Source organism: Streptomyces sp. NPDC002730, from assembly GCF_042888805.1.
Lineage (GTDB): Bacteria > Actinomycetota > Actinomycetes > Streptomycetales > Streptomycetaceae > Streptomyces.
This window is the reverse complement of record NZ_JBIAQG010000006.1, coordinates 134,279-158,724: the sequence shown is the minus strand read 5'-3', so window position 1 is coordinate 158,724 and position 24,446 is coordinate 134,279. Positions and strand designations below refer to the sequence as shown.

27 protein-coding genes and 1 pseudogene are annotated in these 24,446 nt (G+C 69.9%); 20 read left to right on the top strand and 8 right to left on the bottom strand.

The window, feature by feature from the left end:
• Positions 1 to 15: 15 nt before the first annotated feature.
• Positions 16 to 2,136 carry a transketolase gene (gene tkt / locus ACFYXH_RS17040; protein WP_389563262.1) on the bottom strand — a complete coding sequence of 707 codons (2,121 nt, stop codon included), beginning with the start codon at positions 2,134 to 2,136 and terminating at the stop codon, positions 16 to 18.
• Between the two features lie 317 nt (positions 2,137 to 2,453).
• On the opposite strand from tkt, the gene ACFYXH_RS17035 reads away from it, so the two are divergent.
• The 3 genes from ACFYXH_RS17035 (at position 2,454) to ACFYXH_RS17025 (ending at position 5,022) form a co-directional block, all read left to right on the top strand.
• Entirely contained in the window at positions 2,454 to 3,401 is a 948-nt protein-coding gene (locus tag ACFYXH_RS17035) for a heme o synthase (RefSeq protein WP_389563259.1), read from the top strand.
• 149 nt (positions 3,402 to 3,550) lie between these two features.
• Entirely contained in the window at positions 3,551 to 3,871 is a 321-nt protein-coding gene (locus ACFYXH_RS17030) for a hypothetical protein (RefSeq protein WP_389563257.1), read from the top strand.
• Between the two features lie 65 nt (positions 3,872 to 3,936).
• Positions 3,937 to 5,022 carry an amidohydrolase family protein gene (locus ACFYXH_RS17025; RefSeq protein ID WP_327322855.1) on the top strand — a complete coding sequence of 362 codons (1,086 nt, stop codon included), beginning with the start codon at positions 3,937 to 3,939 and terminating at the stop codon, positions 5,020 to 5,022.
• Positions 5,023 to 5,084: 62 nt separating this feature from the next.
• Here the strand turns inward: ACFYXH_RS17025 and ACFYXH_RS17020 are convergent, their stop codons facing one another.
• From ACFYXH_RS17020 to ACFYXH_RS17005, 4 genes are all read right to left on the bottom strand, one after another.
• Positions 5,085 to 6,044 carry a heme A synthase gene (locus tag ACFYXH_RS17020; RefSeq protein WP_389563256.1) on the bottom strand — a complete coding sequence of 320 codons (960 nt, stop codon included), beginning with the start codon at positions 6,042 to 6,044 and terminating at the stop codon, positions 5,085 to 5,087.
• A gap of 72 nt (positions 6,045 to 6,116) precedes the next feature.
• Positions 6,117 to 7,226 carry a hypothetical protein gene (locus ACFYXH_RS17015; RefSeq protein WP_389563255.1) on the bottom strand — a complete coding sequence of 370 codons (1,110 nt, stop codon included), beginning with the start codon at positions 7,224 to 7,226 and terminating at the stop codon, positions 6,117 to 6,119.
• A gap of 49 nt (positions 7,227 to 7,275) precedes the next feature.
• On the bottom strand, positions 7,276 to 8,061 hold the full coding sequence (locus tag ACFYXH_RS17010; RefSeq protein WP_389563253.1) for an ABC transporter permease: 786 nt from the start codon (positions 8,059 to 8,061) through the stop codon (positions 7,276 to 7,278).
• A complete protein-coding gene (locus ACFYXH_RS17005) occupies positions 8,058 to 8,984 on the bottom strand; it encodes an ABC transporter ATP-binding protein (protein WP_389563252.1) in 927 nt (308 codons plus the stop codon). The genes ACFYXH_RS17010 and ACFYXH_RS17005 overlap by 4 nt, the downstream gene beginning before the upstream one ends.
• 148 nt (positions 8,985 to 9,132) lie before the next feature.
• Here ACFYXH_RS17005 and ACFYXH_RS17000 point away from each other — a divergent pair, with 148 nt between their 5' ends.
• From ACFYXH_RS17000 to ACFYXH_RS16960, 9 genes are all read left to right on the top strand, one after another.
• Positions 9,133 to 9,873, top strand: coding sequence for a helix-turn-helix transcriptional regulator (locus tag ACFYXH_RS17000; RefSeq protein ID WP_389563250.1), 741 nt, complete (start codon positions 9,133 to 9,135; stop codon positions 9,871 to 9,873).
• A complete protein-coding gene (gene sufB, locus ACFYXH_RS16995) occupies positions 9,870 to 11,291 on the top strand; it encodes a Fe-S cluster assembly protein SufB (RefSeq protein WP_327322849.1) in 1,422 nt (473 codons plus the stop codon). Before ACFYXH_RS17000 ends, sufB begins: the two co-directional genes overlap by 4 nt.
• A gap of 61 nt (positions 11,292 to 11,352) precedes the next feature.
• Positions 11,353 to 12,534: a Fe-S cluster assembly protein SufD gene (gene sufD / locus ACFYXH_RS16990; protein WP_389563248.1), complete on the top strand. Its 1,182-nt coding sequence runs from the start codon at positions 11,353 to 11,355 to the stop codon at positions 12,532 to 12,534.
• Positions 12,534 to 12,854, top strand: coding sequence for a non-heme iron oxygenase ferredoxin subunit (locus ACFYXH_RS16985; protein ID WP_215093443.1), 321 nt, complete (start codon positions 12,534 to 12,536; stop codon positions 12,852 to 12,854). Before sufD ends, ACFYXH_RS16985 begins: the two co-directional genes overlap by 1 nt.
• A gap of 7 nt (positions 12,855 to 12,861) precedes the next feature.
• Positions 12,862 to 13,626 (top strand): Fe-S cluster assembly ATPase SufC, encoded by a 765-nt coding sequence (gene sufC, locus ACFYXH_RS16980; RefSeq protein ID WP_327322846.1) that lies wholly within the window; start codon positions 12,862 to 12,864, stop codon positions 13,624 to 13,626.
• Complete coding sequence (locus ACFYXH_RS16975; RefSeq protein ID WP_389563246.1) at positions 13,623 to 14,879, top strand: cysteine desulfurase; 1,257 nt, start codon at positions 13,623 to 13,625, stop codon at positions 14,877 to 14,879. Before sufC ends, ACFYXH_RS16975 begins: the two co-directional genes overlap by 4 nt.
• 11 nt (positions 14,880 to 14,890) lie before the next feature.
• Entirely contained in the window at positions 14,891 to 15,355 is a 465-nt protein-coding gene (sufU, locus tag ACFYXH_RS16970) for a Fe-S cluster assembly sulfur transfer protein SufU (protein WP_327322844.1), read from the top strand.
• On the top strand, positions 15,352 to 15,690 hold the full coding sequence (locus ACFYXH_RS16965; protein WP_326649154.1) for a metal-sulfur cluster assembly factor: 339 nt from the start codon (positions 15,352 to 15,354) through the stop codon (positions 15,688 to 15,690). The genes sufU and ACFYXH_RS16965 overlap by 4 nt, the downstream gene beginning before the upstream one ends.
• A 55-nt stretch (positions 15,691 to 15,745) precedes the next feature.
• Positions 15,746 to 16,111, top strand: coding sequence for a VOC family protein (locus tag ACFYXH_RS16960; RefSeq protein ID WP_389563244.1), 366 nt, complete (start codon positions 15,746 to 15,748; stop codon positions 16,109 to 16,111).
• A 32-nt stretch (positions 16,112 to 16,143) separates the two neighbouring features.
• On the opposite strand, the gene ACFYXH_RS16955 is transcribed toward ACFYXH_RS16960, so the two are convergent.
• Both ACFYXH_RS16955 and ACFYXH_RS16950 read right to left on the bottom strand, forming a co-directional pair.
• The gene (locus ACFYXH_RS16955; protein ID WP_389563243.1) at positions 16,144 to 17,154 is read right to left on the bottom strand and encodes a hypothetical protein; all 1,011 of its coding nucleotides are present in this window, start codon (positions 17,152 to 17,154) and stop codon (positions 16,144 to 16,146) included.
• Between the two features lie 134 nt (positions 17,155 to 17,288).
• Positions 17,289 to 17,792, bottom strand: coding sequence for a MarR family winged helix-turn-helix transcriptional regulator (locus ACFYXH_RS16950; protein WP_389563241.1), 504 nt, complete (start codon positions 17,790 to 17,792; stop codon positions 17,289 to 17,291).
• Between the two features lie 95 nt (positions 17,793 to 17,887).
• Between ACFYXH_RS16950 and ACFYXH_RS16945 the strand changes: the two genes are divergently transcribed.
• From ACFYXH_RS16945 to ACFYXH_RS16920, 6 genes and pseudogenes are all read left to right on the top strand, one after another.
• The gene (locus ACFYXH_RS16945) at positions 17,888 to 18,226 is read left to right on the top strand and encodes a DMT family transporter (protein ID WP_389563240.1); all 339 of its coding nucleotides are present in this window, start codon (positions 17,888 to 17,890) and stop codon (positions 18,224 to 18,226) included.
• Positions 18,226 to 18,762, top strand: a complete 537-nt coding sequence (locus ACFYXH_RS16940; protein ID WP_389563238.1) for a TetR/AcrR family transcriptional regulator — start codon at positions 18,226 to 18,228, stop codon at positions 18,760 to 18,762. The genes ACFYXH_RS16945 and ACFYXH_RS16940 overlap by 1 nt, the downstream gene beginning before the upstream one ends.
• Positions 18,763 to 18,972: 210 nt before the next feature.
• Positions 18,973 to 19,578 carry an RNA polymerase sigma factor gene (locus tag ACFYXH_RS16935; RefSeq protein ID WP_389563237.1) on the top strand — a complete coding sequence of 202 codons (606 nt, stop codon included), beginning with the start codon at positions 18,973 to 18,975 and terminating at the stop codon, positions 19,576 to 19,578.
• A complete protein-coding gene (locus ACFYXH_RS16930; protein WP_389563236.1) occupies positions 19,571 to 20,521 on the top strand; it encodes a hypothetical protein in 951 nt (316 codons plus the stop codon). The genes ACFYXH_RS16935 and ACFYXH_RS16930 overlap by 8 nt, the downstream gene beginning before the upstream one ends.
• A gap of 87 nt (positions 20,522 to 20,608) precedes the next feature.
• Entirely contained in the window at positions 20,609 to 21,598 is a 990-nt protein-coding gene (gene dapD / locus ACFYXH_RS16925) for a 2,3,4,5-tetrahydropyridine-2,6-dicarboxylate N-succinyltransferase (RefSeq protein ID WP_389563234.1), read from the top strand.
• A gap of 18 nt (positions 21,599 to 21,616) precedes the next feature.
• Positions 21,617 to 21,712 (top strand): annotated as a pseudogene (locus tag ACFYXH_RS16920) (muconolactone delta-isomerase); the annotation flags it as partial.
• Positions 21,713 to 21,800: 88 nt separating this feature from the next.
• On the opposite strand, the gene dapA reads toward ACFYXH_RS16920, so the two are convergent.
• On the bottom strand, positions 21,801 to 22,697 hold the full coding sequence (gene dapA, locus ACFYXH_RS16915; RefSeq protein WP_389563232.1) for a 4-hydroxy-tetrahydrodipicolinate synthase: 897 nt from the start codon (positions 22,695 to 22,697) through the stop codon (positions 21,801 to 21,803).
• A 258-nt stretch (positions 22,698 to 22,955) separates the two neighbouring features.
• Between dapA and ACFYXH_RS16910 the strand changes: the two genes are divergently transcribed.
• The gene (locus tag ACFYXH_RS16910; protein ID WP_389563230.1) at positions 22,956 to 23,630 is read left to right on the top strand and encodes a hypothetical protein; all 675 of its coding nucleotides are present in this window, start codon (positions 22,956 to 22,958) and stop codon (positions 23,628 to 23,630) included.
• A 103-nt stretch (positions 23,631 to 23,733) separates the two neighbouring features.
• Positions 23,734 to 24,441 carry an antibiotic biosynthesis monooxygenase gene (locus ACFYXH_RS16905; protein WP_389563888.1) on the top strand — a complete coding sequence of 236 codons (708 nt, stop codon included), beginning with the start codon at positions 23,734 to 23,736 and terminating at the stop codon, positions 24,439 to 24,441.
• Positions 24,442 to 24,446 lie beyond the last annotated feature (5 nt).

Genomic DNA, 24,446 nt, shown 5'->3' with positions numbered 1-24,446 from the left:
TGTCGTATACCGGCGTCAGCGCGCGGCGGCTTCCAGCCCATTGACAGTTTCAAGCGAGTCCCGGGCGACAGAGGCCACGTTCTCGGCAGTGAAGCCGAACTCGCGGAAGAGGACCTTGCCGTCGGCCGAAGCGCCGAAGTGCTCCAGCGAAACGATGCGTCCCGCGTCGCCGACGAAGCGGTGCCAGGTCAGACCGATACCGGCCTCGACCGCGACACGGGCCTTCACGGCCGGCGGCAGGACGCTGTCCTTGTACGCCTGGTCCTGCTCCTCGAACCACTCGACGGACGGCATCGAGACCACCCGGGTCGGGACGCCCTCGGCCTGCAGCTGCTCGCGCGCCGCCACGGCCAGTTGGACCTCCGAGCCGGTGCCGATCAGCAGGACCTGCGGCGCCGTGCTCTGCCCATCGGGCCCTTCGGCGTCGAACATGACGTAACCGCCCTTGGCGGCATCCTCGTTGGCCTCGTACGTCGGCACACCCTGGCGGGTCAACGCAAGGCCGTGCGGGGCGCCCTTGCCGAACTCCTTGGTGTAGCGCTTGAGAATCTCGCGCCAGGCGATGGCGGTCTCGTTGGCATCGGCCGGACGGACGATGTTCAGGCCCGGGATCGCGCGCAGCGAGGCCAGGTGCTCCACCGGCTGGTGGGTGGGGCCGTCCTCGCCGAGACCGATCGAGTCGTGCGTCCACACGTACGTCACCGGCAGGTGCATCAGCGCCGAGAGCCGTACGGCGTTGCGCATGTAGTCCGAGAACACCAGGAAGGTGCCGCCGTAGATACGGGTGTTGCCGTGCAGCGCGATGCCGTTCATGGTCGCGGCCATGGCGTGCTCACGGATGCCGAAGTGGATCGTGCGGCCGTACTTGTTCGCGCCCGGCAGCGGGTTGCCGTCGGGCAGGAACGACGACGTCTTGTCGATCGTCGTGTTGTTCGAGCCCGCCAGGTCGGCGGAGCCGCCCCACAGCTCGGGAATGACCGCGCCGAGCGACTGAAGGATCTTGCCGGAAGCGGCGCGGGTGGCGACACCCTTGCCGGTCTCGAACTCCGGGAGCTCCTCCTCCCAGCCCGCCGGGAGCTCGCCCGAGCGGATCCGGTCGAACTCGGCGGCGCGCTCCGGGTTGGCGGTGCGCCACGCGGCGAACGTCTTCTCCCACTCGCCCTGGGCCTCGCGGCCGCGGTCGAGCGCCTCACGGGTGTGCCCGAGGACCTGGTCGGAGACCTCGAAGCTCTTCTCCGGGTCGAAGCCGAGGACGCGCTTGGTGGCCGCGACCTCCTCTTCACCGAGCGCCGAGCCGTGCGCGGCCTCGGTGTTCTGCGCGTGCGGGGCGGGCCAGGCGATGATCGAGCGGACCGCGATGAAGGAGGGGCGCTCCGTCTCGGCCTGCGCCGCCTTCAGGGCCTTGTAGAGACCGGCCGGGTCGAGGTCGCCGTTGGACTTCTGCTCGACACGCTGGACGTGCCAGCCGTACGCCTCGTACCGCTTGAGGGTGTCCTCGGAGACGGCCGTCTCCGTGTCGCCCTCGATGGAGATGTGGTTGTCGTCCCACAGCAGCACCAGATTGCCCAGCTTCTGGTGCCCGGCCAGAGAGGACGCCTCGGCGGAGATGCCCTCCTGGAGGCAGCCGTCACCGGCGATGGCCCAGATGGTGTGGTCGAACGGCGAGGTGCCCGGAGCTGCGTCCGGGTCGAACAGGCCGCGCTCGTAGCGGGAGGCCATGGCCATGCCCACCGCGTTGGCGACGCCCTGGCCGAGCGGGCCGGTCGTCGTCTCCACGCCCGGCGTGTGCCCGTACTCCGGGTGGCCCGCGGTCCTCGACCCCCAGGTCCTGAAGGACTTGAGGTCGTCGAGCTCCAGGCCGTACCCGGCCAGGTAGAGCTGGATGTACAGGGTCAGAGACGAGTGCCCCGCGGAGAGGACGAACCGGTCGCGGCCGGTCCAGTCCGGATCGGCGGGGTCGTGCCGCATGAGCTTCTGGAACAGAACATAGGCGGCGGGCGCGAGGCTCATGGCCGTACCGGGGTGGCCGTTGCCGACCTTCTGTACGGAATCCATGGCCAGGACGCGGGCGGTATCAACGGCCCGCTGGTCCAGATCGGTCCACTCGAGGTCTGTGGTGGTCGGCTTGGTGCTCACCCTGGGTCAGGGCTCCTCTCCACATGTTCGTATCCCGGTGACGACGGAAGCACCGGGCGTTGTCGAGCCTACCCCCGGAGCAACGCACCTCTTTTCGAGTGCATGCCTTTCAAAAAGTCGGACACAGCCAGGGTGCCGTCACAGCGTCGTCTCCGCCTGTCGGCCGTGTATACGCGCGCCGTGCTGCCGCCGCTCAACACGAGCCCACCCCCGCGAAGATCGGCGTCTGGGCAACGTCTAGAGTGGCGTGGTACGCGCAAGTCTTTACCGGGTCTTCACGCCGGGAGCTTGCTGGGATTTCTCTGTCAGGGGTGTGCGTGACGGCCGTCGAGTCCCGACCCGCAGGGGTCGTCTTGACTCCCAGCCCGGGGGGCCATCGTCCGTTGGGGGCCCGCGTCAAGGCATTCGTGGCGCTGACCAAGCCGCGGATCATCGAGCTGCTGCTGATCACCACCGTTCCGGTGATGTTCCTGGCCGCGCAGGGCGTTCCCGACCTCTGGCTCGTGCTCACGACGTGCATCGGCGGCTACCTCTCCGCAGGCGGCGCCAACGCGCTGAACATGTACATCGACCGCGACATCGACGCCCTGATGGACCGTACGTCGCAGCGTCCGCTGGTCACCGGAATGGTGTCGCCGCGCGAGTGCCTGGTCTTCGGTCTCGCCCTCGCCGTCGTCTCCACGCTCTGGTTCGGGCTTCTCGTCAACTGGCTGTCCGCCGCGCTGGCGCTGGGCGCGCTGCTCTTCTACGTCATCGTGTACACGATGATCCTTAAGCGCCGTACCGCACAGAACATCGTCTGGGGCGGTATCGCCGGCTGTATGCCGGTCCTGATCGGCTGGTCCGCCGCCACCAACTCGATGTCGTGGGCCGCGGTCATCCTCTTCCTGGTCATCTTCTTCTGGACGCCGCCGCACTACTGGCCGCTGTCGATGAAGGTCAAGGAGGACTACGCGCGCGTGGGCGTGCCGATGCTTCCGGTCATCGCCTCCAACACGGTGGTGGCCCGGCAGATCGTCCTCTACAGCTGGGTGATGGTTGCCGTCTCGCTGCTGCTGACGCCGCTCGGCTACACCGGCTGGTTCTACACCGCGGTGGCGCTGGTCACCGGTGGTTGGTGGCTCTGGGAGGCACACTCGCTGCAGCGCCGTGCCAAGTCCGGGGCGACGGGCGGCAAGCTCAAGGAGATGCGGCTCTTCCACTGGTCCATCACCTATGTGTCACTGCTCTTCGTGGCGGTCGCGGTGGATCCCTTCCTGAGCTAGCGGCCGGCACATCCAGCCTTGTTCGGCGGCAGCAGTTTCCAGCCCGTCCGGCACGCTTGAGGACCGGGGCCCGGGGGCGGAGGCCCAGTGGCCCACACCACGTGACCCCGGCGTCGCCAGGGCGCCGTACCCGCAAGTAGCATCGCTGCATGGCAGACACCAAGCAGGCAGAGCGCAAGGCGGCCAAGCTCGCCAAGCAGATCGGCGCCTTCACCAAGGCGCACGGCGGCGCCGAGGGGCAGCTCGAGTACATCGGTCAGGCGGGCACCCGCATCGTGCTCGTCGGCGAGGACGGCGCCTGGGGCGACCTTGTCGCGCCCAGCCACCCCATCGCGCAGGCCGCGGCCGAGAAGGCCGGGATCACGCTGCACGAGTCCTTCGACGGCGAGTTCGCGGCGAAGGTCCGCACTGGGCCGTACGAGTGGACCCGGATGGCGGGCATCCAGGTCGGCGGTCCGTCCAACGACTGAGCAACACCTCGTCGGGGTGTCACCCGTTAGGACTGTGGAAGCACGGTCCATGACAGGGAGACCGGATGATCGACACCCCGACCCTCGTGGACCAGTACTGCCACGGAGTGCTCCGTACGGAGCTGGGCCTCGGCACCTTCGAGGCGCATCTGGGCAGGACTGCGGGGCCACCCGCGCCGGGCACCACGTTCTTCGACACCCAGACCGGCTTCGCCGTACGGCGCTGGTGCCCGCCGCTGCTGGGTCTTGAGCCGCACTGCCCGCCCGCCCGCTATCTCGCCCGCCGCCGCGAGCTCGGCGTGCTCGAGGCGGGCAGACGGCTGCTGCGGGGCAGCGGAATCTCCACGTATCTGGTGGACACCGGGCTGCCGGGGGATCTCACGGGCCCGCGCGAGATCGCCGCGGCCGGCTCGGCCGAGGCGCGCGAGATCGTACGACTCGAACTCCTCGCCGAGCAGGTCGCCGACACCTCGGGCACCGTGGAGAGCTTCCTCGCGAACCTCGCCGAGGCCGTGCACGGGGCCGCCGCCTCCGCCGTCGCCTTCACCTCCGTCGCCGCCGTGGGCCACGGACTCGCCCTCGCCCCCGAGCCGCCGGGCCCCGGGGAGGTGCGCGGGGCCGCCGGGCGCTGGCTGGCCGCGCGGCAGGTCGGCGGGCGGCTCACCGATCCCGTACTGGTGCGGCATCTGCTGTGGATCGCGGTCGCCTCCGGGCTGCCGCTCCAGCTGCATGTCGGGGTGGAGGATCCGATGCTGCTCACCGGCTTCGCGGCCGCCACCGCCGGTCTCTCCACCGATCTGGTGCTGCTGCACGGCTATCCGTACCACCGGCACGCCGCGCATCTGGCAAGCGTCTTCCCGCATGTGTACGCCGATCTCGGGCCCGCTCTCGTACACACAGGGGCTCGGGCCGCCGCCGTACTCGCGGAGATCCTGGAGCTCGCACCGTTCGGGAAGCTGCTCTTCTCCAGCGGTGCGCGCGGGCTGCCGGAGCTGCATGTGGTGGGCGCCCGGATCTTCCGGGAGGCGCTCAGCCGGGTGCTCGGCGGCTGGGTCGGCGACGGCGCCTGGGCCCGTGCGGACGCGGAACGGGTCGCCGGGATGATCGCGGCGGGCAATGCCCGCCGCGTCTACGCACTGTCGGACGCCTGACGGCCAGGCCCTGACCGCCGGACGATTGCCCGTCGGACGCCTGCCTGTCAGATGCTTGTCCGTCAGACGCTGGAGAGCGCCGAGTCGGTTCGGGCCGGGGTCTCCGCGTTGGTCTGCGGACGCTCGCGCAGGCTCAGCGCGAGGCGCACCACCGCGATCCACATCAGCGCGGAGCCGAGCATATGGGCGGCGACCAGCGCCTCCGGGACCTGCGTGAAGTACTGGACATAGCCGATGGCACCCTGGGCGAGCAGCACGATCAGCAGGTCGCGGGCGCGCGCCCGGGTGTCGTCGGGAGCGTCGACCACCCGTAGCACCAGCCACATCGCCACGGCCAGCGCGCAGACCGCCCAGGCGGCGAAGGCGTGGATATGCGCGGCGGCCGCCCAGTCCCACGGCATCCGCGGTACGTCGCTGCTGTCGCCGGCGTGCTTGCCGGAACCGGTCACCGTCGTGCCCAGCGCGACGAGCAGCGCCGAGACGGCGACGATCGCCCAGGACAGCTTGCGGACCGGGCGCGGGACGCGCGGGCGCGGTGTGCCGTCGCCCTCGCGGGTGCGCTGCCAGGTAATGGTGGCGACCGTGAGCAGCCCGGTGGCGAGCAGGAAGTGCCCGGCCACGGTCCAGGGGTTGAGGCCCGCCCAGACCGTGATGCCGCCGAGCACGGCGTTGCCCATCACGATCCAGAACTGTGACCAGGCGAGCCGGGTCAGCCCGCGCCGCAGCGGCTTGGTGGCGCGGGCCGCGACGATCGCCCAGCCGACCGCCGCCGACAGGACGTATGTCAGCATCCGGTTGCCGAACTCGATCGCGCCGTTGATGCCCTGCTCGGGGGTGGCGAAGAGGCTGTCGTCCGTGCACTTCGGCCAGGTGTCGCAGCCGAGACCGGAGCTGGTCAGCCGGACCGCGCCGCCGGTGACGATGATGACCACGCTCATCACGACGGCGGAGAGCGCGGCGCGCCGGAGCGTTTGGGGCGTGGGCGTCCAGCGCTGGGCGATATGGGCGAGAGGGGTCTGCACGGGCCCTATCGTAGGCGGACGATTGTGCACGTTTTCACGAGGGGTCCGGTCCGGCGGATCCTGCCGGTGCGGTCAGGACGGCGGGTACGCCAGCCGGAAGCGCGAGCCGTCGAGATGGTCCTCCTCCTCCCACCACACGGCGATCCGCCAGTGCACCGAGGACGGCGGGCGGTCGGGCGAGTGCAGGAACGCGTCGGTCAGCTCCGCCGCCACCGCCTCCGCGCTGCGGTCCGTGACGGCGTCCGTGCCACGCCACGGGTACGTCATCGGGGTCCAGGACCCATCGGCGCCGTCCCGTACGTCGAACCGCCACACCGCCCGCCACGACCGCGCCCGCAGGATCCGCCGGACCTCCGCGCCGTCCAGCCCCAGCCCTTCGGCGATCGCATCCGGATCCACGCCCTCGATCCGTGCCGCCAGGACCGCGAGCGGCAGCAGCCGCTCCGGAAGCAGGTCCTGCGCCCGCAGATATGTCAGGCCGCCGTCGAAAGGGCAGCCCCGCAGTCTGCGTTCCAGCTGGTCGTCGAGGTGCTCAAGGGCCACCGCGTGCGCCGCCTCGCGCGGGTCGGGCGCGGACCACAGGGCGTGGAACTCACGCTCGGCCCGTACGGCCCAGGACGCAGCCTCCACCGGCAGGCCCAGCTCCTCCAACCGGTCGCCGAGGAAGGCATGCGCCTGAGCGAGGCCCTCCTGGTTGCGCGGGTCCGAGCGGTCGAGGCGCTCCCAGACCTCGATGGCACGGCGGGTTGCCGCCAGGGCGGCGAGTCCGTCCTCGCGGTCACCGGACGAGGGCTGCTCGCCCATCGGATGGAGGGCGTAGCGAGGCAGACCCAGCTCGTCGCTGAGCGGCTCGGCCAGATAGACGGCCTGACTGATCAGCGCGCGGGCGTACCAGCGAGCGTGCTCCTCGTCATGTCTGGCCGGCTCCTCGCAGCGCCGGATCGCCTCGTCGACGGCGGTCAGCGCGTCCTCGCGGCGACCGGTGTCGAAGTGGTGGCGGGCCAGATCGCCGTACCGCAGGCTCAGCCGGGCGGTGAGCGAGAGGTCGTCCGCGGCGTGCGCGGCGAGCGCCGCGATCAGGTCGGTCAGCATGCGCTCGCGCTCCCGGGGGGAGGCTCCGGCCCTGCCGGACCTGACCTTCGCCCACTCCGCGTCCAGTCGCAGTGCGGCAGTCCGCTCCATCGAGGCCTCCCACCGTGCGGATCTTGGCAGGCTCATACTGGCCCGTGGGTCAGTCCCAGCGGAAGAGCCGCGCGGCGGCCCCGAGTCCGAGCACAGCCCAGACGGCGAGGATCCCGAGATCGCCCCACGGCACTCCCGCGCCGTGCTGGAGCACATCGCGCAGACCGTCCGAGAGCGCCGAGATCGGCAGCAGCGCGAGCACCGACTGGACGCCGTCCGGGAACCTGTCCAGCGGCACGATCACTCCGCCGCCCACCAGGAGCAGCAGAAAGACCAGGTTGGCGGCGGCCAGGGTGGCCTCGGCCTTGAGTGTCCCGGCCATCAGCAGACCGAGGCCGGAGAAGGCGGCGGTGCCGAGGACGAGCAGCAGGAGTACGGAGACGGGGTTGCCGTGCGGGGACCAGCCGAGCGCGAAGGCGATGACGGTCAGCAGCACGATCTGGAGGACTTCGGTGACCAGGACGGAGAGCGTCTTGGCGCTCATCAGGGCCCATCGGGGGAGCGGCGATGCGCCGAGCCGCTTGAGGACTCCGTACCGCCGCTCGAAGCCGGTCGCGATGGCCTGGCCGGTGAAGGCGGTTGACATCACGGCGAGTGCGAGCACGCCGGGCGCCAGGAAGTCGACGGCTTTGCCGCTGCCGCCCGTTGTTTCCGTGGGCAGAGTGAGGATGTCGACCGTGGAGAAGAGGACCAGCAGTAGCGACGGGATGACGACGGTGAGCAGCAGCTGCTCGCCGTTGCGCAGGAGCATCCTCGTCTCGAACGCGGTCTGCGCCGCGATCATGCGGGGCAGCGGCGCGGCGCCGGGCTTCGGCGTGTACGTACCGAGGCTCATGAACGCAGCTCCTTGCCGGTGAGCTCCAGAAAGACATCCTCGAGGGTGTGGCGCTCGACGGCGATCCCGTCCGGCATCACACCGTGCTGTGCGCACCAGGACGTGACGGTCGCCAGCAGCTGCGGACCGACTTCGCCCGTGATCCGGTACGCCCCGGGAGTGAGCTCGGCCGCCGCAGTACCGTCCGGCAGTGCCTTGAGCAGCGAGCCGACGTCCAGCCCCGGCCGCCCGGTGAAACGCAGCGTGTTCTCGGCGCCGCCCCGGCACAGCTCCTCGGGGCTGCCCTCGGCGATGAGCCGGCCCGCGTCGATGATCGCGACGTCGTCGGCGAGCTCCTCGGCCTCGTCCATGAAGTGGGTGGTGAGAACGGTCGAGACGCCGTCGGCACGGAGTTCGCGCACGAGCTCCCAGGTGGACCGGCGGGCCTGCGGGTCGAGGCCGGCGGTCGGCTCGTCCAGGAAGACGAGTTCGGGGCGGCCGACGACGGCCATCGCCAGCGCGAGCCGCTGCTGCTGGCCGCCGGAGAGCCGCCGGTAGGTCGTACGGCCGCAGCTGCCGAGACCCAGCCGTTCTATCAGCGCGTCCACATCCAGCGGACGCGCGTGCAGCTTGGCCATATGGCGCAGCATTTCGTCGGCGCGGGCCCCCGAGTACACGCCGCCGGACTGGAGCATCACGCCGATCCGGGGGCGGAGTCTGCCGGCGTCGGCGACGGGGTCGAGGCCCAGGACGCGTACCGTGCCCGCGTCGGCGCGCCGGTAGCCCTCGCAGGTCTCGATCGTGGTGGTCTTGCCGGCTCCGTTGGGGCCGAGGACGGCGGTCACGGAGCCCTGGCGGACCTCGAGATCGAGGCCGTCCACGGCCGTCTTGGATCCGTACCGCTTGACCAGGCCACGGATCTGGACGACGGGCTCGCTTCGCATGCCGGGAAGTCTAGGCGGGGGGCCGGGGGCCCCGGGGCGCGGGGCCCGGGACGCCCCGGTGCTTAGGTAACCCTTAGTGATGAAGCGCACCGGATCACCCCTTGGACGTCGGTTGTCACGGTCAGAGGAATTACGCAACAATGGCGTTGTGAAAAACGTTGGCGAGGCTCCTCACGAGGAACTCGCGACCGGGGAGCGCTCCACACGCAACCGGGTCGCGCGGTCCGTGCTGGACCACGGCCCGTCCACCGTGGCCGACCTCGCGACACGCCTCGGCCTCACCCAGGCAGCCGTACGCCGTCACCTCGACTCGCTCGTCTCCGACAATGTCGTTGAGCCCCGTGAGCAACGGATCTACGGCGCGCGCACCCGGGGGCGACCCGCCAAGGTGTTCGCCCTCACCGACTGCGGCCGGGACGCCTTCGACCAGTCGTACGACACGCTGGCCGTCGACGCGCTCCGGTGGATCGAGCGGGCCGCGGGTGGCGGAGCGGCGGGAGAGGCGGCCGTCGCCGCCTTCGCCCGTGACCGTATGGGCACGCAGGCGGAGGCCTACCGCAAGGCGGTGGACGCCGCGGCACCTGAGGAGCGCACCGAAGCGCTGGCCAAGGCCCTGAGTGTCGACGGGTACGCTGCTACGGCGCGTAACGCACCGGTCGGCCGGCAGCTCTGTCAGCACCACTGCCCGGTGGCCCATGTCGCCGAGCAGTACCCGCAGCTGTGCGAGGCGGAGACAGAGGTTTTCTCCCGTCTTCTGGGAACGCATGTACAGCGTCTGGCCACCATCGCCCATGGTGACGGCGTCTGCACGACGTTCATCCCGCACAGCTCACCCCAGACCACCACACCATCAGCATCTGCAAGCACGGCCGGGAGGAACCCCGCATGACTCTCCCCACGGAGACTGCCCACCCCGAACTCGAGGGCCTGGGTACGTACGAATTCGGCTGGGCCGACTCCGACGCGGCCGGCGCCGCGGCCAAGCGCGGCCTCTCCGAGGCGGTCGTCCGCGACATCTCGGAGAAGAAGAACGAGCCGGAGTGGATGCTGAAGCTGCGACTCAAGGGCCTGCGGCTGTTCGACAAGAAGCCCATGCCGAGCTGGGGCTCGGACCTGTCGGGCATCGACTTCGACAACATCAAGTACTTCGTGCGGTCCACGGAGAAGCAGGCGGAGTCCTGGGAGGACCTGCCCGAGGACATCAAGAACACGTACGACAAGCTCGGCATCCCGGAGGCGGAGAAGCAGCGCCTGGTCGCCGGTGTCGCCGCCCAGTACGAGTCCGAGGTCGTCTACCACCAGATCCGTGAGGACCTGGAGGAGCAGGGCGTCATCTTCCTCGACACGGACACCGCGCTGAAGGAGCACCCGGAGCTCTTCCAGGAGTACTTCGGCACCGTCATCCCGGTCGGCGACAACAAGTTCGCCTCGCTGAACTCCGCCGTGTGGTCCGGTGGCTCGTTCATCTACGTGCCGAAGGGTGTGCAGGTCGACATCCCGCTGCAGGCCTACTTCCGTATCAACACGGAGAACATGGGCCAGTTCGAGCGGACGCTGATCATCGTCGACGAGGACGCCTACGTCCACTACGTCGAGGGCTGCACCGCCCCGATCTACTCCTCGGACTCGCTGCACAGCGCGGTCGTCGAGATCATCGTCAAGAAGGGCGGCCGCTGCCGCTACACGACGATCCAGAACTGGTCGAACAACGTCTACAACCTGGTCACCAAGCGCGCCGTGGCGTACGAGGGCGCGACCATGGAGTGGGTCGACGGCAACATCGGCTCCAAGGTCACCATGAAGTACCCGGCCGTCTACCTGATGGGCGAGCACGCCAAGGGCGAGACCCTGTCCATCGCCTTCGCGGGCGAGGGCCAGCACCAGGACGCCGGCGCCAAGATGGTCCACATGGCCCCGAACACCTCCTCCAACATCGTCTCCAAGTCGGTGGCGCGAGGCGGCGGCCGTACCTCCTACCGCGGTCTGATCGAGATCGGCGAGGGCGCGCCGGGCGCGAAGTCCAATGTGCTCTGTGATGCGCTGCTGGTCGACACGATCTCGCGCTCCGACACCTACCCGTACGTGGACGTCCGCGAGGACGACGTGTCCATGGGCCACGAGGCCACCGTCTCCAAGGTCTCCGACGACCAGCTCTTCTACCTGATGAGCCGCGGTATGACGGAGTTCGAGGCGATGGCGATGATCGTGCGCGGCTTCGTCGAGCCGATCGCCAAGGAACTGCCCATGGAGTACGCGCTGGAGCTCAACCGGCTGATCGAGCTGCAGATGGAGGGGTCGGTCGGCTAAGGCCCCGCCCTCCCAGAGCAGCGACTGTTTTTCGACGTAGGAAGAGAGCAAGACGACAGCCATGGCTGAGGCTCAGAACATTCCGGCGGGCTCCACCACTGCCGGTTCGATCGCGGTGGCCGCCGAGTCGACCGTCGCCACCCGCATGAGTGCGCCGCCGTCCTTCGACGTGGCGGACTTCCCCGTGCCGCACGGCCGCGAGGAGGAGTGGCGCTTCACTCCGCTGGAGCGGCTGGCCGGTCTGCACGACGGCACCGCCGTCGCGACCGGCAGCGCCATCAAGGTCGCGATCGACGCCCCCGAGGGCGTCACCATCGAGACCGTCGGCCGTGACGACGCGCGGCTCGGCAGGGCGGGCACCCCGGTGGACCGTGTCGCCGCCCAGGCGTACTCCTCCTTCGAGACGGCCTCGGTCGTCACCGTGCCCAAGGACACCGTGCTCACCGAGCCGGTCCGCATCGCCGTGCACGGCGAGGGCGGCACCGCCTACGCCCACCAGGTCATCGAGCTCGGAGCCTTCGCCGAGGCCGTCGTGGTCATCGACCACACCGGTGACGCGGTGCTCGCCTCCAATGTCGACTACCTGCTCGGCGACGGAGCGAAGCTCACCGTCGTCTCCGTCCAGGACTGGGACGACAAGGCCGTCCACGTCTCCCAGCACAATGCGCTGGTCGGCCGGGACGCCTCCTTCAAGTCGATCGTCGTCACCTTCGGCGGCGATGTCGTACGCCTGCACCCGCGCGTTTCCTACGCGGGCACCGGCGGCGAGGCCGAGCTCTTCGGTCTGTACTTCACCGACCGGGGTCAGCACCAGGAGCACCGCCTCATGGTCGACCACAACGCCCCGCACTGTCGCTCCAACGCCGCCTACAAGGGCGCGCTGCAGGGCCAGGACGCGCACGCGGTGTGGATCGGCGACGTCCTGATCGAGGCCAGGGCCGAGGGCACGGACACGTACGAGATGAACCGCAACCTCGTCCTCACGGACGGCGCGCGCGTCGACTCCGTACCGAACCTGGAGATCGAGACCGGCGAGATCGTCGGCGCCGGTCACGCCTCCGCCACCGGCCGCTTCGACGACGAGCAGCTCTTCTATCTGCAGTCCCGTGGCATCCCGGCCGACGAGGCGCGCCGCCTGGTGGTCCGTGGCTTCTTCGCCGAGCTGGTCCAGAAGATCGGCCTGCCCGACCTCGAGGAGCGCCTGCTCGCCAAGATCGACGCGGAGCTGGAGGCGTCCGTCTGATGGCAGCCTTCGTCCGAGCCTGTGGGCTGAGCGAGCTGGAGGAGGACACCCCGAAGCGGGTGGAACTCGACGGCACGCCGGTCTCCGTCGTCCGCACGTGCGGCGAAGTGTTCGCGATCAACGACATCTGTTCGCACGCGAATGTCTCGCTGTCCGAGGGCGAGGTGGAGGACTGCCAGATCGAGTGCTGGCTCCACGGCTCCAGCTTCGACCTCCGCACCGGCAAGCCGTCCGGACTGCCCGCGACGCGCCCCGTGCCCGTATACCCCGTCAAGATCGAAGGGGACGATGTGCTCGTCTCCGTCACCCAGGAGTCCTGAGTCACCCATGGCAACGCTTGAAATCCGCGACCTGCACGTCTCCGTCGAGGCCGAGAACGGCCCCCGGGAGATCCTCAAGGGCGTCGACCTGACCGTGAAGCAGGGCGAGACCCACGCCATCATGGGCCCCAACGGCTCCGGCAAGTCGACCCTCGCGTACTCCATCGCGGGCCACCCCAAGTACACGATCACCAGTGGCACCGTGACTCTGGACGGCGAGGACGTCCTGGAGATGACCGTCGACGAGCGCGCCCGCGCCGGCATGTTCCTGGCCATGCAGTACCCGGTCGAGGTCCCCGGCGTCTCGGTCTCCAACTTCCTGCGTACGTCGGCGACGGCGATCCGCGGCGAGGCCCCCAAGCTGCGTACCTGGGTGAAGGAGGTCAAGTCCGCGATGGAGCAGCTCCAGATGGACCCGGCCTTCGCCGAGCGCAATGTCAACGAGGGCTTCTCCGGCGGTGAGAAGAAGCGCCACGAGATCCTTCAGCTGGAGCTCCTCAAGCCGAAGATCGCGATCCTCGACGAGACCGACTCCGGTCTGGACGTCGACGCGCTGCGTCAGGTCTCCGAGGGCGTCAACCGCGTCCGTGAGACCGGTGAGGTCGGCACCCTGCTGATCACCCACTACACGCGCATCCTGCGCTACATCACGCCCGACTTCGTGCACGTGTTCGCGAACGGCCGCATCGCCGAGTCCGGCGGCGCCGAGCTCGCCGACAAGCTCGAGGCCGAGGGCTACGAGGCATACACGAAGGGTGGCGTATCCGCGTGACACAGCTGCCGGGCCTCCTCGACACCGAGGCGATCCGCAAGGACTTCCCGATCCTGGACCGCTTGATCCACGACGGGAAGAAGGTCGTGTACCTGGACAACGCGGCGACGTCCCAGAAGCCGCGCCAGGTGCTCGATGTGCTGAACGAGTACTACGAACAGCACAATGCCAACGTCCACCGCGGTATTCACGTGCTCGCCGAGGAGGCCACGGCGCTGTACGAGGGTGCCCGCGACAAGGTCGCCGCCTTCATCAACGCGCCGAGCCGCGACGAGGTGATCTTCACCAAGAACGCCTCCGAGTCGCTCAACCTCGTGGCCAACATGCTCGGCTGGGCGGACGAGCCCTACCGCGTGGACCACGAGACCGAGATCGTCATCACGGAGATGGAGCACCACTCCAACATCGTCCCGTGGCAGCTGCTCGCGCAGCGCACCGGCGCGAAGTTGAAGTGGTTCGGCCTCACCGACGACGGCCGTCTCGACCTGTCGAACATCGACGAGATCATCACCGAGAAGACGAAGATCGTCTCCTTCACGCTGGTCTCCAACATCATGGGCACGGTCAACCCGGTCGACGCGCTCGTGCGCCGGGCGCAGGACGTGGGCGCGCTGGTCCTGATCGACGCCTCGCAGGCCGCGCCGCACATGCCGCTGGACGTACAGGCGCTCGGCGCCGACTTCGTGGCCTTCACCGGCCACAAGATGTGCGGCCCGACGGGCATCGGCGTGCTGTGGGGCCGCCAGGAGCTGCTGGAGGACCTTCCGCCGTTCCTCGGCGGCGGCGAGATGATCGAGACCGTCTCGATGCACTCCTCCACCTACGCTCCCGCGCCGCACAAGTTCGAGGCCGGTACGCCCCCGATCGCCCAGGCCGTCGGCCTCGGCGCGGCCGTGGACTACCTCACCTCGATCGGCATGGACAAGATCGCCCAGCATGAGCACGCCCTCACCGAGTACGCGGTGAAGCGGCTGCTCGAGGTCCCGGACCTGCGCATCATCGGCCCCACCACGGCCGAGGAGCGCGGCGCGGCGATCTCCTTCGTGCTCGGCGACATCCACCCGCACGACGTGGGCCAGGTCCTCGACGAGCAGGGCATCGCGGTCCGGGTCGGCCACCACTGCGCACGGCCGGTCTGCCTGCGGTACGGAATTCCTGCGACCACGCGAGCGTCGTTCTATCTGTACTCCACGCCGTCCGAGGTCGACGCTCTGGTCGACGGCCTGGAGCACGTCCGTAACTTCTTCGGATGAGGGACTGACGCGTGAAGCTGGATTCGATGTACCAGGAAGTCATCCTGGACCACTACAAGCACCCCCACGGGCGCGGTCTGCGGGATGGCGACGCCGAGGTGCACCACGTCAATCCGACGTGCGGCGACGAGATCACACTCCGTGTGCGGTACGAGGGCTCGCTCATCGCGGATGTCAGCTACGAGGGCCAGGGCTGCTCCATCAGCCAGGCCAGCGCCTCCGTGCTGAACGAGCTGCTGGTCGGCAAGGAGCTTGCCGAGGCGCAGAAGATCCAGGCGACTTTCCTGGAGCTGATGCAGTCCAAGGGGCAGATCGAGCCGGACGACGCGATGGAGGAGGTGCTGGAGGACGCGGTCGCGTTCGCCGGCGTCTCCAAGTACCCGGCCCGTGTGAAGTGTGCTCTGCTGAGCTGGATGGCGTGGAAGGACGCGACCGCCCAGGCACTGGGAGACGGCGCGGAGAGGAAGACGGCATGACCGAGAACGCAGGAGCCGCGCTGAAGCCGGCCTCCGAGGAAGAAGTCCGCGAGGCGCTGTACGACGTCGTCGACCCCGAGTTGGGTATCGACGTCGTCAATCTCGGCCTGATCTACGGCATCCACATCGACGACGCCAATATCGCCACCCTCGACATGACGCTGACGTCCGCGGCCTGCCCGCTGACCGATGTCATCGAGGACCAGGCGAAGGCGGCGACGGACGGCATCGTCAATGAGCTGAAGATCAACTGGGTCTGGATGCCGCCGTGGGGCCCGGACAAGATCACGGACGACGGCCGCGAGCAGCTGCGCGCGCTCGGCTTCAACGTCTGAGCCGGACACCTCGAGATCCGGCAAACGGCCATGCCCGCCAGGCAGACTGGCGGGCATGGCCGTTTCTCTGTACACCGTCGTCATCGACTCCCACGATCTGCCGGCGCTCGCCCGCTTCTGGAGCCAGGTCCTGGACTGGAAGGTGGTCTTCGAGGCCGAGGACGAGATCGTCATCGGGGCCGACGAGTCCGCCCTGCCGGGGATCACCTTTGTGCCTGTGGGCGAGCGGAAGACCGTCAAGAACAGGCTGCACATCGATCTCACGCCCGACGACCAGGCCGCCGAGGTCGAGCGGATCATCGGGCTCGGGGCGCGGCGGGCCGATGTCGGGCAGCGGCCGAAGGACACCTGGGTGGTGCTCGCCGACCCCGAGGGCAATGAGTTCTGTGTGCTGCGCCCGAAGAGGACGCTGATCGACTAGATGGACCGGATCGACTGGTCCGACCGGATCGACTAGTACGCGGGTGGTACGGCGGCGGCCTCGGCGAGGGTCGGGGCCAGGTTCTCCTTGCGGATGCGCTGGTCGACGTAGAGCAGGCCGGCCACCAGCTGCGGGAAGGCGGTGACGAAGATCTGGCCGATCAGCTGGCTCACCATCAGCACGATCAGCAGGCCGCCCATGGAGACCACGACTTGCAAGGCCGTGGGGTCGGAGCCCAGGTCCGAGGTGCCGATCGCGCCGGGGAACATTCCCAGCAGGTTCACCGGCAGCTGGATGAGGTAACTCGCCACCGCGGCGATGAGGAACGCGAGCAGCATGCTGCCGAAGATCCGCCACCAGCCGCCGCGTACGAGCTGCGAGGAGCGGCGCATCGCCGCGAGCGAACCCTGGCCCTCGAAGACAGCGGCAGCCGGTGCCAGGCTGAACTTCACCCAGAGCCAGGCCGCGAGCGGTGTGGTCACCAAGGAGCCCAGGAAGGCCAAGGGCGGCACGATGAGCGGCCCGGTACCCGCGGCGAGGAGCGCGATCATCATGGTGACGAAGGCCAGCAGGAACAGCGCGAACGGGACCAGCAGGATCAGGCCGGTGAGGAAGACCGTGCCGATCACCGCGGGGACCCGGGCGCGGGCCCGGCGCCAGATGGCGCCGAAGGTGGTCGGCCGGCCCAGTACCGCTTCCTGCACGATCGCCGAACAGCCGGCGTAGACCATCGTCGTGGCGAACAGCATCGCCAGCACGCCGATGAGCCAGACGCAGCCGAAGGCGATGAGCAGGGGCCGGACGTCCGCCCAGACGGGGGTCCGTTCGTCGGCGAAGACGCGGGGGAGGTGGCTCCCCACGACCGCATAGGCGGCAACCGCCGCTACGGCGACCACGGCGGCCGCCGCTCCGTAGGCGGCCGCGGCTATGCCGAACAGCTGCTTCCAGTAACGGCCGATCGTCGCGAAGGCACCGCCCAGGACATCGCCGAGGCCGAGCGGAGCCAGCGGAATCACTCCGGGCTTGGGTGGCGGCGGAGGCATCCAGCCGCCCCAGCCTGGAGGGCCTGCGTGCGGCGTGTTTCCGTATGCCACTGGTGTGTCTCCCGCGCGTCTTGTGCCTGGTCGAACATGTGCCTGGTCGGACGGGACACCGTAGCGGGACGGGCCGGCACGGGTCACCGCGCCCCCTTCGCCCTGCCCTTCGTCGCGGCCCGCGTCCCGCTCCTGGTCTCGGCCTTCGCCTCGCGCAGCGCGGGCGCGGCCTGCTCGAAGTAGCGGAAGAGGACGCGCAGTTCGTCGGCGCTGAAGCCGTCGAAGACCTCGGCCATCCGGCGGCGGGCAGCGCCGAACGCCGCCTCGTCCTGCTCGGGGGTGAGCGGCACGGCCTCGACCACGACCCGTCGGCGGTCGGCCGGATCGGGGCCGCGGTGCACCCAGCCGGCCCGCTCGAGGCGGTCGACGAGCCGGGTCGTGGCGCTCTGCGAGAGTCCGATGCGTTCGGCGAGCCCGCCGGTGGTCAGGGGCCCCGCGAGTTCCAGGGCGTTGAGCGCGTACACATCGGTGGGGTTCTGCCCGAGGGTCTCGGCCGCCGCCTGGCCGTGCAGGACGACGGCGGTGAGGTAGTCGCGGTAGATGCCTGCGAGCTGCCCGAGCAGCGGTCCGCGTTCCTGGTCGGACATCGTCCGCCACCTTTCCTGGGGATACCTGGTCGCCTGTTGCTTGCGCCCGTACATATATTGCACGATCCCGTCGTTGTGTACTGCTGTACGCAACGATGTGTACACTCGTACGCATGGGATACGGACTGCTGGCCGCGGCGATCGCGGCGGAGGTGGCCGGGACGACGGCCATGAAGTACAGCGACGGCTTCACCAGGCTGTGGCCCTCGCTGCTCACCGTCGTGGGCTATCTGCTCGCCTTCTCACTGCTCGCGCGCACGCTGAAGACGCTGTCGGTGGGCACCGCGTACGCGATCTGGGCGGGCGTCGGCACGGCCGCGATCGCCGTCATCGGCATGGTGTTCCTGGGCGAGTCGACCAGCCTGGTCAAGATCGCGGGCATCGCGCTGGTGATCGCCGGGGTCGTGGTGCTCAGCATGGGCGGAGCCCACTGATGGCGCGCCGGTACGACCCCGAACGGCGCGAGCGCATCATCGACGCCGCGATCCGGGTGGTCGGGCGCAACGGGATCGCCGGGCTCAGCCATCGCACCGTGGCGGCCGAGGCGGATGTGCCACTCGGCTCGACGACGTACCACTTCGCCTCCCTCGACGAGCTGTTGGTTGCCGCGTTGCGCCAGGCCAACGAGGGGTTCGCGGCGGCGGTACGGGACAGTGGCGCGCTCGCCGACCCGGACGCCGATATCGCGGAGGAGCTCGCGCGGCTGATGGGGGAGTGGCTCGCGGGTGAGCGCACGGGGGTTGAGCTGGAGTACGAGCTCTATCTGGCTGCCCTGCGGCGGCCCGCGCTGCGGCCGGTCGCGGCGGAGTGGTGCCAGGGACTTGCCGAGATCCTGGCCCGGCGGACCGATCCGGTCACCGCGCGGGCGCTGGTGGCGTTGATGGACGGCATCTGCCTGCAGGTGCTGCTGACCGATGTGCCGTACGAGGCGGAGTTCGCGCGCGAGATACTGGCGCGGATCATCGGCTGAGCGGAACGGCTACCGGCGGCGCGCGGGCGTGTTCTGACGGGCGAGAGCGGGGTGCCTGACGTCGGGGCCGCCGGTCCCATCCCCATTCCCGGTCCCGTCTGCGCGGCTGTCGCGGGAGCGGCCGGAGCTCCGTGAACCCCTTTCCGCGCTCCGGGTAACAGGGGGTGTGACCACAACCCCGCAGGCCCGAACGGCAGAGACGGAGAGCCCGTGAGCGGCCCACTCAATCCCGGCGGCGACGCCGGGATCATCGCCGGGTCGTTGGAGCGGCCCGATCTCTTCGCCGAGCTCTACCACCGGTACGCGCCGGACATCCACCGCTATGCCGCCCGCCGCCTCGGTGACGGGGCGGCCGACGACATCACCGCCGACACCTTCCTCAGCGCCTTCCGGACCCGGTCGCGCTACGACCTGGGCCGGGAGAACGCCAGGCCCTGGCTGTACGGGATAGCCGCCAACCTCATCGGCAAACAGCGCCGCGCGGAGGTCAGGGCGTTGAGGGCGCTGGCCCGCACCGGGAACGACCCGGTCGCCGAGTCGTGGGTCGACCGCGCCGACAGCCGGGTCACCGCCCAGGCCGCGCACACCTCGCTGGCCGGCGCCCTCGCGTCCCTGTCGGCCGGTGACCGCCATGTCCTGCTGCTGGTCGCCTGGGCGGATCTCGGATATCAGGAGGTCGCCGATGCGCTCTCCATCCCGGTGGGCACCGTCCGCTCCCGGCTGAACCGCGCCCGCCGCAAGGTGCGGGGGGCGCTGGGAGACCTGGACCCCACCCTCGTACACGACATCGTCCCGGAGGCGGCCAGCCATGGATGAGATGCAGACGCTCCAGGGATTCCGCGCGGACGCGCCGACGCCGGACCGCGACCGACTGGCCCCCGGTCGGCAGAAGCTGCTCGAGGAGGCGGGCCGGACCCGTCGCTTCCGGGGCAACTGGAAGCTCGCTGCGGTGGGCGCGGCGGCCGCGGTGACGGCGGCGGCGGTTCTGGCGACCCAGCTCGGGGCGGGAGCGGGGACGCAGCAGCCGCGGCCGCAGAGCGAATACGGATCGGTCGCCGAGCCGCGGGACGGCCAGTGGATCTACCGGAAGGTCGTGGAGAAGCAGGCGCCGCTCAACTTCGTCAACGACCTCAACCCGACCACCGAGTACGCATGGGGCAAGCGTGCTCCCTGGGGAACGATCGAGAACGAGAGCTGGACTCAGTACGGCAGCGGCAAGCTGTTCCGGACGCTGCTCAATCCCCAGCAGATCGATCGCAATGGGCACGCGAACTGGGGGTCGCCGAAGAGTCTGCGGGAAAAGGTGGCGAAGCTGCCCGACGACCCGCAGAAGCTGTTCCAGGCCCTTCGGGGCGTGATCACGATCGAGGACAATCTTCAGGGCTCGAAGGACACCGCCAATTACCGGCGGATCATGATCTTGTTCTCCGAGGTCGACTTCATTCCACCGAAGGTACGGGCCTCGCTCCACCGGGCACTGGGCGAGATCCCCGGCGTCAAGATCGACCACCGGCCCGTCAAGGACGCGATCGGCCGGCCCGCCCTGGCCGTGTACGAGCCCGGCTCCACGTTCACCCGTGACCTGAACCTGCGGGAGGAGCTGCTGCTCGACCCGAAGACATTCGAGTACCGCGGTCAGCGCAAGCTCTATCTCGCCGGTGGAAAGCTCGATGGAAAGGTCACCACGAAGGACACCCTGGTGTGGGTCAGCGCCCTCGTGAAGACCGCCGTCCTCGACAATCACAGCCTGCGCCCCTGACCGGCCGGGGGCGGGACGGGGCGGACGTGCGACCGTCACCTGAGACCGGTTCGCACCCGCCCGCCCCGGCCGGTTAAGTTTTCTGTCATGACCGACACCACTGCTCCTCGCACCACCGGCGCCGTCGCCGCCGGGCTCGCCACGCTCACCGCCGACGGCACCGTCCTCGACACCTGGTTCCCCGCCCCCGAGCTGTCCACCGAGCCCGGCCCCGCCGGGACCGAGCGGCTGACCGCCGAGCGTGCCGTCGAGCTGCTCGGCGAGGGCGCCGCCAAGGCGCTCGGCCCGGACGTCCGCCGCGGCGTCGAGGTCGTCGCCGTCCGTACGGTCATCGCCTCGCTCGACGACAAGCCGCTGGACGCGCACGACGCGTATCTGCGTCTGCACCTGCTCTCGCACCGCCTGGTCAAGCCGCACGGCCAGAACCTGGACGGCCTCTTCGGCCTGCTCGCCAATGTCGCCTGGACCTCGCTCGGCCCGGTCGCCGTCGACGACGTCGAGAAGGTCCGGCTGAACGCTCGCGCCGAGGGTCTGCACCTGGCCGTGACAAGCATCGACAAGTTCCCTCGGATGACGGACTACGTCGCGCCCAAGGGCGTGCGCATCGCCGACGCCGACCGCGTCCGCCTCGGCGCGCACCTCGCCGCGGGCACCACCGTGATGCACGAGGGCTTCGTCAACTTCAACGCCGGCACGCTCGGCACGTCGATGGTCGAGGGCCGGATCTCCGCGGGCGTCGTCGTCGGCGACGGCTCCGACATCGGCGGCGGCGCCTCCACCATGGGCACGCTCTCCGGTGGCGGCAACGTCCGTATCGTCATCGGCGAGCGCTGCCTGATCGGCGCCGAGGCGGGCGTCGGCATCGCGCTCGGCGACGAGTGCGTCGTCGAGGCCGGTCTGTACGTCACCGCCGGTACCCGGGTCACCCTGCCCGACGGGCAGATCGTCAAGGCCCGCGAGCTGTCCGGCGCGAGCAACATCCTCTTCCGCCGCAACTCGGTCACCGGCGCCGTCGAGGCCCGCCCGAACAACGCGGTCTGGGGCGGCCTCAACGAGGTCCTGCACAGCCACAACTGACGCCCAACCTGGGATCATGACCCGGCCGAGGTTGACCGGCGCCGCGCCGCCGAAGCCGTCCGCGCCAAGGAATTGGCCGCCGCCGGCCAGCTGGTGCGACCGTGGCGCCCTGTGAACGGCCCCTGACCAGGAAAGTCGGTCAGGGGCCGTTCTCATGAGGTTGTCCGCGAGCGCCCTCGGGGCTCCGCCCGCCCCCCGGCCCTCAGACGCCGGACGGGCTGGACGTCGATGCGAGCAGCTCCTCGTACGCCCTGCGCAGGCCGTCGGTCGCCTCGCGGCCGGCGGGCTGCAGCGGTTCCCGGACCGGCCCCGCTTCGATCAGTGCCTTCACGGTCACCGTGCCGGGCAGGCCCGACGCCATCATCAACTCGGCCAGCGGGGCGGTGAGTTGATTCAGGCGGGCGGCCTCCGCGACCTGCCCCGCGTCGTATGCGTCGAGCGCCGCCCGCAGCTGCCGCGGCGCGACATTCGCGACCGTGCTGACAAAACCCGCACCGCCCACCGCGTACAGCGGAAGATTCAGCTCCTCGCTGCCCGAGTAGTACGCCAGCGAGGTCCGGGCGATCACCTTCGTCGAGCCGAGCAGGTCGTACGCGCAGTCCTTGACGGCCACGATCCGCGGATGCCCGGCCAGGCGCATCAGCGTGTCCGGCTCGATACGGGTGCCGGTGCGGCCCGGGATGTCGTACAGCATCAGCGGGATGCCGACCGCGTCCGCGACCCGCCTGAAGTGCGCCTCGACAGCCGCCTGCGGCGGACGGCTGTAGTACGGCGTCACCACCAGCACCCCGTCCGCGCCCGCCGCCTCGGCGGCCTGCGCCAGCTCCACGGTGTGCCGGGTGTCCGCGCTGCCCACGCCCGCGACGACGGACGCGCGGTCGCCGACCGCCTCCACCACCGCCCGTACGAGCGCGGTCTTCTCCGCGTCCGAGGTGGTCGGCGACTCACCTGTGGTGCCGTTCACCACGAGGCCGTCGCAGCCCTCGGCCACCAGACGGTCTGCCAGATTCCGGGCGCCGTCCAGGTCCAGCTCACCGGCGTCGGTGAAGGGCGTGATCATCGCGCAGAGTGCGCGGCCGAAAGGGCGGGATGTGGTCATACGGCAGTTTCGGCCGTGCAGAGCGTGAAGGTCCACTTAGATTTTCTTGCGGTGAGAGGCAAGCAGAGCTGAACGATTGAGTGTGCATTCGGCGTTGGAGGTGGTGTCGACGCGGTCTGTCCGTTCCTGAATCCTTCGTCGTGAGCCGGTACCGCCGGGCACGCCGCCGGCGTGCGAACCGCGCGCTCCGCTACCCGTCACCGAACGGTGATCGCGGCCACGGCCGGTTCGTTGTGCCGCGCCCGGCAGGATGTGTCCATGATCCGAGCCGTGCGCCACCTCCCGCTGATTCTGCTGCTGCCTCTCGTCCTGACCGGCTGCGGCACCGAGAAGGCTGCCTCAGGAGCCTCAGGAGCCTCAGACCCCTCGGGACCGGCAGGATCCTCGAAACCGTCGGGATCCGCACGACCGGCGCCCGACCGGTCCCAACTGGAGGCGCGGGCCCGGTATATGCAGTCCGCGATGGAGCACATCTACGCCACTGACGTCGACGGCTACAGCCTCGCGAAGCAGTCTGTCGGAGTCTCCGGCGGCGACGGCTTCTCCAGCGCGTACGTCTCCAAGAGCGGCGGCCGGATACAGCTGGGGGTCGACCGGGGAACGCTGACCGAGGCCAACTGCGCGGAGCGCTCCGTGTATCCGGCGGAGGGAGGGTCCGTGAAGTGCGAGCGGGACGGCACGTTCTGGTACCGGACGTCCGGCAACGCGCACGAGTACGCGCGGGCCGAGGACGGCCATGTCGTACGGATCGGCGCCGACGGGGCCGTGGACCGCGACACCCTGCGGCGCGCCGCCAACGCTGCCCACCACGCGGACGACCGGGAGCTGGACGAGATCCTGCCGCAGCAGGTGCCCACCGCGCCGGTCGAGCGCGGCGATCTGCCGCCGGTGGGGGACGGCGCGCCCAACAACGATGTGGGCGTGGGCGGTTGACCGCAGTTGACCGGGGTTGACCTCAACCATGGTTCACGTTTCAGGATGGCGATCGGCGGCGCGCCACAAGGGGCGTGCCGAGCGAGGAGGCATCGCCATGACCGTGACCGTGCAGCCCGACTCCCGGCCCGACCTCACCCGCGCCGGGGTCGGCCTCGTCAAAGCGTCCACCTGGGACGTCGGCACCCCCGAGCGGCAGCGGGCCGCCGTCGAGGCCATCTCCAAGGCTTGGCAGAGCCGGGACTGGCCCTGTGCCGGACTGCTCTCGTACAGCGTCTGCGTCGGCGAGGACGGCAGGACGCTCCTCCACTACTCGCAGTGGCAGGACGAGGACGCCTACCAGGAGTTCCTCCGCGCCTACCGGGACGACAGGAACGAGGAGATCGACGCGGCCGTGCCCGGCATCCAGCGGCTCGGGCCGCACTCCTACGAGCTCTACCGCAGCGGCGGCCTCGGGACGGACGACCGGCGGATCCCGGGCTGTGTGGTGATCGTGGACGTGGAGTTCGACGGGCCGGACGCCGAGCGCCAACGAGCCTGGGTGGACGGCGTCTTCGAAGCCCTGGGAACGGATCCGCACCCGCAGCCGGGCGGGATCTCCGGGCACTTCCACATCGGCGTCGACGGGACCCGGGTGCTCAACTACGCCGAGTGGGAGAGCGCCGAGGCACACCGCGAGGCGCTGGCCGCGCCCGGCGACGGGGTCGGGTCGAGGACTCCGCAGTGGGAGAAGGTGCGGAGCTTCCCCGGCGTGACAGGTGGCGGCGTGAACCGGTACACGCCCGCGCTGAGCCTCAGCGCGGGCGTGTAGCCGAC